Origin of the sequence: Marivirga arenosa, assembly GCF_030503875.2 — a bacterium.
Lineage (GTDB): Bacteria > Bacteroidota > Bacteroidia > Cytophagales > Cyclobacteriaceae > Marivirga > Marivirga arenosa.
This window is the reverse complement of the sequence record NZ_CP129968.2, coordinates 2,310,949-2,323,322: the sequence shown is the minus strand read 5'-3', so window position 1 is coordinate 2,323,322 and position 12,374 is coordinate 2,310,949. Positions and strand designations below refer to the sequence as shown.

Below are 12,374 nucleotides of genomic sequence, written 5' to 3'. Positions count from 1 at the left end.
CCTGATAGGCCTCTTTTTTTATTCTATAAAATGGAATGGGTAATTAGGACAATAAGTCTATTTCTCATAAAAACTGATACCCTTAAAAAGTGGAAGGTGATTTTAATATTATAATAAACAGTTAATTTACATTAGTATTGAATAGAGTTGAGTCAATACCTGGAATTACCTTTAGTGCATTTTGATAGTAAACTTTTTGTAATACAGAGTCGGGGAGACCTAAACCGTACATTTTCCAATGGGCATGACGTTTTCGGTAATAATCAAAATATTCATCTCTGGTTTCTAATACTCGGAAATAAGTATAATACTCTTCTTTGTTGTAAACATCTTTACCCATCATCACCCGGTCTTGATAATTGATCATAAACTCCCTTGCAGTTATGGGCTGGCGGCCTAATTCTGCTAATACGGCACCTATTTCAGTATATACATTTGGCATTTCATCTAATAGATTAGCTAATCGTTTTAAATCATTTCCAAACCAACCTAAATGCGCAGCAATAAATGTGGTTTCCGGATGCTTTCTAAAAACAGCATGTTGTTCAGCCATCACTTCTTCAAAAGAAGGATTTTTTTCAGGATCCTTGTATCGGCTAGGATATTGTTTTAATTCTAGCCAGCGTTCATTGTTTTTATCTTTAGGAAACCAAAAAGCCTCCGGTTCACCAGTATGAATTAAAACAGGAATCCCAAGCTCAGCGCATTTTGCCCAAATAGGATCTAAGCGAGTATCATCTACTTTGATTCTGTTTCCCTCATTATCGGTATCCGTAAGCCCTAAACTTTTATACACTTTAAGGCCTTTTACACCCATTTTTACAGCTTCTTCCATTACCGATAAGGTTTCATTTGGCCATCCTTCATCATCCAGTTTCTCAAAATCAAGGTTCATGAATAATACAAAGCGGTTGCTGTATTGTTCATTCACATTTTCAAGAGACTCTTCCAGATATTTACCTCTAAATCCACTTAAATTTACCATTACAGCCATATTTAAGTCATTCATCTCTTGCACCAGTTTATCTAAATCCTGTACAGGCATAGTCCATTGATGATTGTGAACATCCACGAAAGGGAATTTCGCACTTTTCAAGTGATGTTCTTCTACCTTTAAGGTAGAGATAGGTTCATATTCTTCAACATCCATTACGTTTAATCGATATTGTATCTTGCCAATTAACCAATAGGCAAGACCTAGAAAAAGTAGAATTAAAATGGGTATTCCTACCCATTTTTTTGCTGAGAATGCCATGATTTATTGTACTGATACAGGAACGGTAAACATCACATCGTCCCAGCTAAAATGGATGGTAGTGCCTCCATCATTCGGCATAAAACCAATAGTAAAGATTTCAACAATTGAAGCTGATTTTTCTACTGGTGCATTTACAGCTACCACATCCAACTCATAATCAGGTTCTACTGCGCCAAAAAAAACGCCCGTTTCACTATTTAGAATTACTTTGAAAGCTTCGGGGCCTGGAATGGCATACATACGGTAAGTCCCGGCTGAGACCGCTTTGCCTCCAAAATTAACATCTTTATTAAAAGTGATTTCAGTGGCCGCATTTGCTCCTAATCGCCAGTATTTACCATAGGGCTGAAGTGCCTGCTCACTTTCCTCTCCGAAAATCAATCTACCTTTCTTTGAAGGCTGACTGTAATCTATAGTGATTTCTAATCCATCTTCATTAAAGGATACCGTTGCAGGAGGACTAACGGGTGTAGCTATGAACAAAGCGTAAACAATGTAGGCTATTAAAACTATGAAGAGTATTCCGATTCCTAATAAAATTTTCTTTTTCATGTTCTTGTTTAGTTTTGTTCTTTCAATTTAGTAAATATTCATCAATGAATACATCAGATTAACAAAACCAAAGGGCAAAATATCAACTTTGTTTCTAAAGTGATTAAAGTTTTAACTAATTAGATTGTATTGAAAATATAAATCCAGCATTAATTTCAATTAATATTATAATCTAGTTTTAATGAAAATGGCAAAATTAGGATGATTAATGCCTATAACCCTTCCAGGTTCCTCCATATCGGTAATCTGCTAAAGATTGATATTTTGGTAAGCAATTTTTACAAACGAAAATCCAATCTTTCCCTTTCCTTTGCTGAATTCTATACATGACGTCATATTCAAGATTACAAGACGGACAAAGCTTAGTTTTCATTTAGTAAATCGTATCAATAATTCAATAAAGTAAAATTGCTAAGGGTATAATTTGTTTACCCTTAGCAATAAAAAATATTTTATTTAATAATTTTCCATTCCAAATCACCAGTGTATTGATATGCAACCTTTCCTTCCTCATTCATCGCAAATAAATAAATCCACTCATTATCGCATAAGTCTCGGATTGATTGGTGCTTTTCTAGAATTTTACTCATTTCATCAATTGGTGCTTCAATGACTACGTTTAATCGCTGTGGTTCATGCTGATATTGCGTACCATCATGAACTGATTGCCATGGTAAGCCTACTCTTAAATCACCTCCAAAACCTTCCAAAACACCTAATCCTCCTACCACATTATGAAGCGTTTTATTACCTGCGCCAAAAACTTTATTATCTACTGTAGAAGCATAATATTGAAGATTGATCCAGCTTGTCACCACCATAGGTGCGGTCATAATCAATTCTAACACCCCAAATTCAGTATCTTTATGCCAGTCATAACTATGCAAGAAGGCTTTGGCACCAAAATCTAAATTTTGAGTTCTTTTTCGGGGAGCCACAATGAAAGAAGAACAACCTGCCAAACCCCATTCTGGTCTAACTTGAGACCAATCTTTGCTTCTAGAAAGAACTTTAAAATCTAAATCTAAAGCTTCTATATTCATTCGTGAAGCTCGCTCTTTTCTTGAAGATTTAGCTGCTACTTTAAGTGCATGCTTTATCTCTTCAATTTCAGCATGATGTGATGCCGGAATTAATTCCTCATTATAAATTGTTACTTCATCTGTTGTTGTATCGTGCTGACAAGCGATAAAATAAGTCTCTGATGGGATGTGAATTCCTTTTTCATTCAATCTAGCTCTTACTTTAGGCTGATTTAAAACAGCTGCCGCAACTTTTGCATTAGCCTCACCCGTATTCCCGCCACATGCTCCACAATCTAATCCTGTTGCATGTGGATTATTGACCGTACTTGAACCATGCCCAACAATCATTACAGTGCGAGCAAAATCTTCAGTAAGTGACATGGCTCTTAAGGTTGATTCTGCCATACTTAATTGATCTTCATCCGAAATCCCATAAGTATTGCCTTCAACATCTGTAAAATTCAGATCAACCCTCTTAATATGATTTAACTTCTTATTAATTCCATCTTCATTTGGATGGGGAAAAGGCCTGCTTAAGCCAAAGGAGTCAGTAAATAATTTAGGGAGATAGGAGAGTCCTACTGGGCCTACAAAACTAAAACAACTGATGGCACCTAACTTAAATGAATGCCAAGCTCTGCTAACATGTTGTTTTAAAGTTCTACTTTTTATAGCATTCAAATCATTTTGACTGTTATTTGTCCTCTCCTTAATTGTATGCGTTGTATTTAACAATACAGGGCATTGATTACTTGCTTCATTATGTCCTAATTGAAGGAATTTAACTGGAAAAGCAAAGAAACCTGCAAATCCCATTGTTTCAATTCCCGAATCAGCAGCTTCAAGATTTCTTCTAAATAATTCAGATCGAACATCAATACAAAAAATGGCTTGAGCTTTTTTAGTTTCTTTTACATCATTATCAATTTTTTGATTTTCAAATTTTGAGATAATTTGTCTTTGATTGGCTATGTCAAAAGCATCTTGCATAATAAGTTGGTAAGCTAATGCCTTGCTTTGATCAGAATCATTAGCAAGCAAGCTCATTTTAACTTTATCATTAAGCCATTCTTTTTCCAGCTCTTTTGAATATTTAATTTTATAAAAGGCATATTCCCAGCTTAATAATATAGCTAAAAGTTCTTCAGTAGCATGTGATTCTTGATCTCCAGCTAAATTCGCATCCCAATCGATTCTTGAGGTAAATCCTGCCCAGCCACCAAGGGACATTAAAATAGAATGCAAATATAGGTCAAGCGATTCATCATGTATATTTAACTTATTGATTAGCAGTTCATTCAGTTCTAAGTAATTATTAGGTAGTTCTTTTATCAAGCTTCTGAAACCTTTTAAGCCCATCAGTTCTGTACTTCGGTCTACTTCAGCCTCTTTTTTCCAAGATTGAAATATTGAATCACTTTTATCCTGCGTATTCCAAATGGCTTGATCATTATCAAAGTAAGAGGCAGCCCATTGAGAAATACGATCAATCATAAATCTTTTCCAATCTTTTTCCTCCAACTCGCTGCACAATTCACTTATTGATTTCACTCTGAAAGACTGATCATTTTCTATATCATCCTCTATCAAAGCCTGAATAAATTCATTTACCGTTAAATTTGAATGGTTTCTTTTTAATGCTTCCTGAATATCATCATTTGTAATTCTAGCTTGATTTAAAGCTTCCAGGTAAAAAGAAATGGGCAATGTGGCCTTTGCATTAGCGGTTATATTCAATTGTTGCATAACCTTAGAGAATTTTTGGTCTGCCATTCCCAAATATGGATTTACAGCAACAAAATTTTCTAAAGACCATAAAGGGGCAATCTTTGATGCTGCATTTTTAACTGCGGCAGAAACTGTCCCGTGCTTGATATTATTTTGAGTTTGCATTTGATTTCAATTAAAGTATTATTAGATCTAATTATCGTTGAGATTCCAGGCTTAATTTTATTTCAGAAGACCTTTGTTCTTCTCTTTGCTCTTCCTCAACAGTAAGATTTGCCCACTTGAATTTATCTTTCTTTAAAGCCCCGATCAATCGATCAAAAATTACATTGGCATAAAGGCCATTTCTGAGATGGATACCGAGATTGTATGTAAAACTCCCTTTTTTGAGGTTTGGGGCCATTAATTGCAATAAAACCACTAAAGCAAAGAGAATTAAAATTGATAGTACAGCCATTTTAATAACCATTGTAGGTTCGTAATGTGTTGGGATTTGACTGTGCAGTAAGTAATGAGCTCCTTTTTCTAAGCTAAAAAATGCTAATGCAACCATGAAAGCTAAATAGGCTGATTTCATAATACCTTTTATGCCACCTGAAGAATCTAAAGCTGGAGCAATTATTTGAGATAAACCCATTACAATAATGGCTCCAGTAGCCATAAGTGCAAATTCTTCATCTGGCTTAATGCCCCAAATCCAACTAAATAATCCATAAATAACAATGGCTATCATTATACTAGTGATAATTCTGCCAATACTTCCCTTTCTGCTAGGTAGCTTAACTCTTTTAGCCTTAACCGTGTCAACAACACTTCCTGAAGAAAGAAAAGCATGGGCTTTATAAAATGAATGGGCCACTAAATGAAGAATAGCTGCCGTGTAAACTCCAAAGCCACAAATTAGCAGCATGAAACCCATATGAGCTACTGAGGAATATCCTAAAGCAATTTTTACAGTGGGTTGAGTCAAAAATACTACTGATGCAATCATTGCGGTAAATCCTCCGATAAAGATAAGTAGGAGAGAAGCTGGTTCGGACATATTCATTAAGAATGCCATTCTGACCATCAAGAAAGGGCCTGCATTAAGTAAACCTGCATGAAGTAAAGCAGATACAGGAGTAGGGGTTTCAACTACTTCAATTAACCAGCCATGAGTTGGAAATTGCGCTGATTTCAATACTGCTGCAATAACCAAAAGAATAGTTGCTGATGTTAAAGCTGTATTTAGGCTAGAGACTGCACTTGCTTTCTCAAAAATTAATTCCAGATTTCCTGTATTGAATTGTAGATAAAGAAGGATACAAGCCGCTAAAAAACTGAAATCGCCTATTCTAGCAACAATAAATTTCTTTCGAGCTGCTGCAACTGCTTGAGGTCTATTTTTGTAAAAAATAAGAAGGTAGTGAAGACAAATACTGGTGATTACCCAGAAGATAAATAATTGAGCAATATTCCCTGCAATCACAAGAAGTTCTACTGAGGCAATGGTGGTCGCTAATCTGGCTATAAAAATATTTTGTCTATCATCACCATCAAGATAATTTAGACTATATTTTAATACTATAAATCCTAATAGCGCGATCATAATCAACATAGTGATACTCAAAGGATCCATTCTTATTGCAAATCCTAAACCAGAACTTCCTAAAAGCATGGATTGGCTAGACCCTAAAAAGTAGACAATAAAAGCACATGCGAGCGATATGAAAATACCTAACCAACCTATTGTTTCTATCAATAGCTTCGCTGGTTTTTTCCATTTAAACAGTAACATTATGGCCAGTCCATACAGAAGTAAAGGAGCCACTAGGGGAACTAAAGCGTAAAGGTTTGTTTGCATAACGTTTTATTTTTATGCAAAGGAAAAGTATTTACAACATAAATAAAAGTTAATATATTTTATGATTTACATATATAATATTTATGTTTATATGAAATATGTTATTAAAATAAACTGAGGCAAGAATAGTAACTCATATTTCATTTTAGTATTGACCAAAAAAAAGCTCCAATTGGAGCTTTTTATAATGATTTTTAATTTTTTAATTCTCTGGTGGAAGAATTACAGCGTCTATAAGGTGAACAACACCATTTGAAGCCTCAACATCTGCCGAAACAACATTTGCATCGTTTATTTTAACCCCATCAGTAGTTCCGATTGTAATTTTCTTACCATTCACAGTAGCAGCTTCCATACCATCAGATAAATCGGTTGACATCACCTTTCCACTTACAACATGATAGGTTAAAATAGATTTAAGCTTTTCAACATTTTCTGGTTTCAATAAGTCATCTAAAGTACCTTCAGGTAATGCAGCAAATGCTTCATTGGTAGGAGCAAAAACAGTAAAAGGACCTTCTCCTTGTAATGTTTCTACTAAACCCGCAGCTTTTACAGCACTTACTAAAGTTGATAAACTTTCTGTACCCATAGCTAGGGCTACAATATCATTTGAAGGCTCTTCCATCACTTCCTCTACAACCTCTTCAGCTTCTGACATTTCTGTGTTTTCTACTGTTTCTTCAGTCATGTCGGCACTTTCATCAGAGCTTTTTTCTGAAGAACCACCACATGAAAACAAGAACAATAATCCAATCGCGAATAAATAATTTAATTTTTTCATAGTTAGTTTTTTTATTACAATCGTATTAACATTGGTGGAGTACAGTTGTTTACATTATTCATATAAAAAAAATTAATTTTCATATTAAAATAATTTAATGGCACTATGAGGTCCTGACACGCAATTATTCAAAATACTGAAGAAACAACCACTACTTAATAGATCTGAATGAAAAGTTAGAATGCTCTTAATATAGGAGCCAGAATCGATCTTAAAGCTCTTGGGACCATTAGCTAATGATTTGATGCTTATTATCGGTATGTCAATATGGATTGTGCAAAAAAAAAATGATACACCAAACTCATTAAATATCATTGATAGTGTGCTTATGATGCGCTTAGGGCAAATACTGATACTTTAAAATACAGAAACTCCATCAGGTCGATGGAGCTTCTAATAAAAATAATGCTATTTTATTGGTCCTTTAATATGCTTTCATACATGGTATTAAGCATATCGTTTCTGAGCTTCCAGTCATTCTGATTCATAAAAATTAGCACTCCCCAATCAGAAAGTCTATTATAGCATAGCATAGAGGATTGCCCTAATAAATCTCCTGATTTTAGGTATAAAGTATTATCGCCATCCTGTATAATATTTGTACCTAAGCCAATAGCTTCATTTCCCTCAATAAAATACGGTACTTCAGTTAATTTAGCAGCTTGACCGATTGCACTAGTTTCATCTAGCAAAGCGCTTAAGAATTTCATCATATCAGAGGTACTTGATTTCACCAAGCCTGAAGGCGCAACAATATTCCAGATAAAAGGAGCTTGCACGCCACCGTCTTTATTATAGCCAATTGCGACATTAGCAACATCAAAGTCTGTGGTATAAGTACGGGTCATGTTGAGTGGGGCAATAATCTTTTCTCTGACAAGTTGATCATAGCTTTTCCCATATAAATCCTCCAAAATCTGACCCAGCAGCACAAAACCGACAGTAGAATATCTATAACTACCATAGTCTTTTAAGCTGTTACATTGATTGATCAGCTTAGTTAATAAATCTTGGTCTACCGAAGCAGTAGGTTGTTGAGGATTTTTTTCAATGAGTTCTCTAAAATCAATATCTGGCAAACCTGATTGATGCGAGGCCAGATCCGATATTTTGATCTTGTTTTGAATAGTTTTATTCAGCTGATAAACCGCAGGCAAATAATCATCTATGTAGTCATCAACCTTTAACTTACTCTCTAATACGGCCTGAGCAATTAGGTTAGCAGTCATAATCTTGGTGATTGAGGCAATTTCAAATAGCGTATGCTTGTCAATAGCATCATTCCCTTCTCGGCTCAAATTGCCATAAGCCGTAAAAAATGTTTCTCCTCCTTGTATAAAGCCAACGCTCATGCTTATCTCAGGATTGGACTCATGGAAGCTATTGACTAGAGAGTCGATACGTTGGGTGGTGCGCTGAGCGTAAGTGAAGGTATTAACGAATAATAGAAGCGAAATAATAGTAAATGCAGTTTTCATTGTGTTTTAATTTTTTGATTAAATGATGACACAAATCTGCACCTAAAGTCATTCTGAATCGACCGACAACGCAAAGTCGAACGCATTACTTACAAAACAAAACGTTCGACTTTTTACAAGAGCCTGATTATAAGTGCTTTTTACGGTATTCTGTAGGTGTGAAGCCTGTATGTTTTTTGAAGGCCGTATTGAATGAAGATTTTGAGTTAAAGCCTACTTCATATAATACCTCTAACACAGTTAATTGCTTATTATTTGGATCAGATAAAATCTGAGACGCCTTTTTAATTCTGAATGAGTTGATATAATCAAAGAAATGAAGACCAATTTCATGATTAATCAAGACAGAAAGCTCCCTTGCCTGTAATTCAATTTTATCTGATAGCGCCTGAATGTTAATCGATGGATCGAGATAAGGCTCTTCTTTCAGCATATAATCATTAAGCTGTTTAATGCGGGCATTGTGAAGGGTATCATTCTTGTCTACAGTTTTATTTTCGGCTACCAAAGTAGCTACAAGCTTTTGCTTAGAATCTACATTCCTAAATAAGCCAGGATTGTTCAAGGATTTTAATAAGTACCAACAGATGATGATGAGGTAAAAGACATATAAAGAAGCACGTAAAAGAGTGGAAATATGCTCATAGCTCGAAAACTTGAAGATATTTTTAAGTAAGGCCACCGCATAAAATAACGATATAGCGAATGCCAACTGAAATAGCCATTGGTAGGCCTGTACTTTCTTTCCGGCATTATTTTCCAAATATAAGTTTTTCGCTTTCCTTATAGCTAAAAAAATCAACACCAGGTAAAGGATGACTTGTAAGTGGAGTAACACATGATTGACTTGTACTTCAAATACCTCTTTAAAATTTGTAAGAAACTGTATTTTTTGTTCATTTCCCTGCAAGTAAAAGCGGGGCATAAACATCAGGTTAACCACAATAAAAGGTATAGTATGTACTAGATGTTTAGGCCGAAGGCTGAAATTAGAATAGCAAGCAGAAAGTACATAAAGGTACAAAGTTGGTAATTGCAAAAAGATCACCAGATTCCTCATCATGGCGAGATTGGTCATCAGTCCATTATCTGAAGTATAAAAATAGCCACTTGTATCAATAGCTGTGAGTAATAAAAAGGTTGCAAATAGATAATTGCTCCGCTGGTTAGGCGACTTTAAGGTAAAAAGAAAAAGCGCTAATAACAGTGATACCGATATGGAAATGACCACTACAACAAAAAGAAAGCTCGAATGCATGAATAGAATTTCTTAAAAGCATCAGCTAAATTGTAGATAGTTGCTGATAATTGCTAACAAAAAATTTATTATTGATAGTTTTAAACAACATTAGAAAAATATAACCAAAGCTGTCCATCCTATTGGCGGTAAATAGCTAAGGTTTTTTTTTGACTATTTTACATAAGGCGGGACTATCGTTAAAAAACATTCTCTAATTGAAGTGCCATTCCACTTTTAAGTACTCAAGAATAATTTATAAAGACAATATAGTGTATTCCACTCTTCTGTTTTGCTTTCTCTCTAACTCAGTTTTTCCTTCCGTAATGGGTTTTGAAGAACCATAGCCTTTGGTCTTAATTCGTTTCTCATCAATTCCTGCCTGCACTACATAGGCTTTTACAGCATCGGCTCTGTCTTGCGATAAAATCTTATTGAGCCTGGCAGAACCTCTTCTTTCCGTATGACCTCCAATTTCTATTTCCATGGTTTCAGAAGAACGCATGAGTCTTATCAAGCGATCTAATTCAGGATGTGAAGCTTCCAAAATTTCATAGCTCCCTTGTGCAAAATAAACATTATTCAAACTGATAAATGAGCCTTCGCTTAGCGGGCTTAAATAAATGTCACGGGTAATTTCCTGATAGTTCTCCTTTTGCTTTAAATCTATATTGTCATGCGTAGATAAATAACCGTCTAACTGTGTATAATAACCATAGTGCTCACCATAGGGCAGGATTATTTGGTAAGTTCCATTAGAGCCCTTTGACTTTACTTTATTTAATCTTCTTCCTCTAGGTAAGGATTCAAAATAGATCTGAGCATTTAAAGGCTCTTTTGTTTGAGCATCCAACACTTTACCTTTAATCAATACCACAGGATCAGGTTTTAGTGCTTCTGGTAGTTTCACTCGGTATAGATCTAACTGGGAAGCATTATCATTTGCTGATACCATATAAGCCCACTCACCATGAGCCGGAATCGTAAAATATCCATCCCAGTTTGCGGTATTGATTTCAGGACCTAAGTTGATCGGCTCACTCCATTCAAATCCTCTTTCATCCAACATGCGACTCATAAAAATATCCTGATCACCATAACCCGAATGCCCTTCGCTGGAGAAGTAGAGTGTTTTACCATCAGCCGCTAAAAAGGGGGTAATTTCATTACCAAAGCTGTTCACAACATTTTTTAAAGAACTGGGACCCGACCAACTTTTAGTGTAAGATCGTGAAATAGATCGGTATAAATCATTCATACCCGCATTATACCCTGTTTTTAAAGACATAATCATAGTGGTACCTGAGGCTGAAAGGCTCGTTTCTGCCGTATTTGAGGAATTCATATAACTTGATATCTCTATTTTTTCAGGTATAGACCATTTATCGCCTTCCCATTTTGCAATTGAATAGCCCTTCCCAATTAGGCTTAAACCATCATCTGAATAGGTATTGCTTAAAATTAGTGTAGAATTATCAGTGCCTATCCCCATCACATTATTGTTGCCGGCTGTGTTTAGTGGAAATCCCAGTTTTACCGGAGTTCCCCATTTCCCATTCTCCAAATTAGAACGCCATATTTCCTGCGCCATTTCGCCCCCTTCATTTCTGGTAAAATATAAGCTTTGGCCGTCATAAGACACGATGGGATTTAATTCCTGGGCATCCGTATTAATAGGATAGGGGAGCTTTTCCTTGATCACTTTAGGCTGGCTTGCCAATTGATTAATTGCCGGTTTATCTTGTAATACGTGGAAATAATCTACGCTTATGCCAATATCTCCATTCAATACCACTCCAATTTTGCCCCCTTGAAAATGGACCCTGCTTGCCCTTATTTGAGCTAACTCTTGATCATTTATACTAAAATATATGGAGTCTTGCCGTTTATGAATGGTCAGTTTATGATCATTGCCGTTGCCTCGAATTTCAGCTGCCTTAAGCCAGCCCGTAAACTGCTTGATTCGACTTCCCCAGCTCGAATAAATTTTATAGACTCCGGTAGAATTAATGACAAAGGAAAAAGTCGATCGGCTATTATAATCCGATCCCCAATGGATACCGTATGAAGCCTCATTTCCACCCTGAGTTTGCCTAAGCAAAGCTTCAATTTTATAATCTGATTTAGGGTTTATGGCAATGTGACTATAAGTAGCAAAAAGATCTGTTTGATTCGTTCGGTCGATGCTTAAGCGCTGACCATCATAATGATATTGGGCATAACTATCACTTTTGAATTGCCATGAAAGAGCTGGGGCTGTGAAATCTTCTTGCATCAAAAAGTTCGTTTGAGCAGACAAGAAAAAGCTTGAAGAGCAGCTTAATAACAGCAGCAAAAAATACTTCATAAGTTTAGTCAGGTTCATTTTGCCCGCTAAAGTAATAGAAAGGGCTTAAATATACTATAATCCAAAGGTCTTATAGAGATCAAATTTCCAAGTACTCTAGGCCGATTAGATGCTGTGGTATT

9 protein-coding genes are annotated in these 12,374 nt (G+C 35.6%); all 9 read right to left on the bottom strand.

Annotated elements, in window-relative coordinates:
* Positions 1-121: 121 nt before the first annotated feature.
* Complete coding sequence (locus QYS47_RS10095) at positions 122-1,255, bottom strand: amidohydrolase family protein (RefSeq protein ID WP_322345901.1); 1,134 nt, start codon at positions 1,253-1,255, stop codon at positions 122-124.
* A gap of 3 nt (positions 1,256-1,258) precedes the next feature.
* Positions 1,259-1,810: a DUF2911 domain-containing protein gene (locus QYS47_RS10090; RefSeq protein ID WP_322345898.1), complete on the bottom strand. Its 552-nt coding sequence runs from the start codon at positions 1,808-1,810 to the stop codon at positions 1,259-1,261.
* A gap of 205 nt (positions 1,811-2,015) precedes the next feature.
* Positions 2,016-2,183, bottom strand: a complete 168-nt coding sequence (locus tag QYS47_RS10085) for a hypothetical protein (protein WP_308356696.1) — start codon at positions 2,181-2,183, stop codon at positions 2,016-2,018.
* A 79-nt stretch (positions 2,184-2,262) separates the two neighbouring features.
* Positions 2,263-4,728, bottom strand: a complete 2,466-nt coding sequence (locus tag QYS47_RS10080; protein WP_322345895.1) for a YbcC family protein — start codon at positions 4,726-4,728, stop codon at positions 2,263-2,265.
* Positions 4,729-4,759: 31 nt separating this feature from the next.
* Positions 4,760-6,406 carry a proton-conducting transporter transmembrane domain-containing protein gene (locus QYS47_RS10075; protein ID WP_322345893.1) on the bottom strand — a complete coding sequence of 549 codons (1,647 nt, stop codon included), beginning with the start codon at positions 6,404-6,406 and terminating at the stop codon, positions 4,760-4,762.
* Positions 6,407-6,608: 202 nt separating this feature from the next.
* Entirely contained in the window at positions 6,609-7,067 is a 459-nt protein-coding gene (locus QYS47_RS10070) for a fasciclin domain-containing protein (protein WP_302129070.1), read from the bottom strand.
* Between the two features lie 536 nt (positions 7,068-7,603).
* Positions 7,604-8,668: a serine hydrolase domain-containing protein gene (locus tag QYS47_RS10065; protein ID WP_322345892.1), complete on the bottom strand. Its 1,065-nt coding sequence runs from the start codon at positions 8,666-8,668 to the stop codon at positions 7,604-7,606.
* Between the two features lie 127 nt (positions 8,669-8,795).
* On the bottom strand, positions 8,796-9,926 hold the full coding sequence (locus QYS47_RS10060) for a helix-turn-helix domain-containing protein (RefSeq protein ID WP_322345890.1): 1,131 nt from the start codon (positions 9,924-9,926) through the stop codon (positions 8,796-8,798).
* 235 nt (positions 9,927-10,161) lie between these two features.
* Positions 10,162-12,252: an OmpA family protein gene (locus QYS47_RS10055; RefSeq protein WP_322345888.1), complete on the bottom strand. Its 2,091-nt coding sequence runs from the start codon at positions 12,250-12,252 to the stop codon at positions 10,162-10,164.
* Positions 12,253-12,374: the final 122 nt, after the last annotated feature.

Excerpts from the sequence above, each read along its gene's own strand:
- QYS47_RS10080 (WP_322345895.1), bottom strand. The coding sequence starts at position 4,728 with ATGCAAACTCAAAATAATATCAAGCACGGGACAGTTTCTGCCGCAGTT.
- QYS47_RS10055 (WP_322345888.1), bottom strand. The coding sequence starts at position 12,252 with ATGAAGTATTTTTTGCTGCTGTTATTAAGCTGCTCTTCAAGCTTTTTC.
- QYS47_RS10075 (WP_322345893.1), bottom strand. The coding sequence starts at position 6,406 with ATGCAAACAAACCTTTACGCTTTAGTTCCCCTAGTGGCTCCTTTACTT.
- QYS47_RS10065 (WP_322345892.1), bottom strand. The coding sequence starts at position 8,668 with ATGAAAACTGCATTTACTATTATTTCGCTTCTATTATTCGTTAATACC.
- QYS47_RS10070 (WP_302129070.1), bottom strand. The coding sequence starts at position 7,067 with ATGTCAGAAGCTGAAGAGGTTGTAGAGGAAGTGATGGAAGAGCCTTCA.
- QYS47_RS10085 (WP_308356696.1), bottom strand. The coding sequence starts at position 2,183 with ATGAAAACTAAGCTTTGTCCGTCTTGTAATCTTGAATATGACGTCATG.
- QYS47_RS10060 (WP_322345890.1), bottom strand. The coding sequence starts at position 9,926 with ATGCATTCGAGCTTTCTTTTTGTTGTAGTGGTCATTTCCATATCGGTA.
- QYS47_RS10095 (WP_322345901.1), bottom strand. The coding sequence starts at position 1,255 with ATGGCATTCTCAGCAAAAAAATGGGTAGGAATACCCATTTTAATTCTA.
- QYS47_RS10090 (WP_322345898.1), bottom strand. The coding sequence starts at position 1,810 with ATGAAAAAGAAAATTTTATTAGGAATCGGAATACTCTTCATAGTTTTA.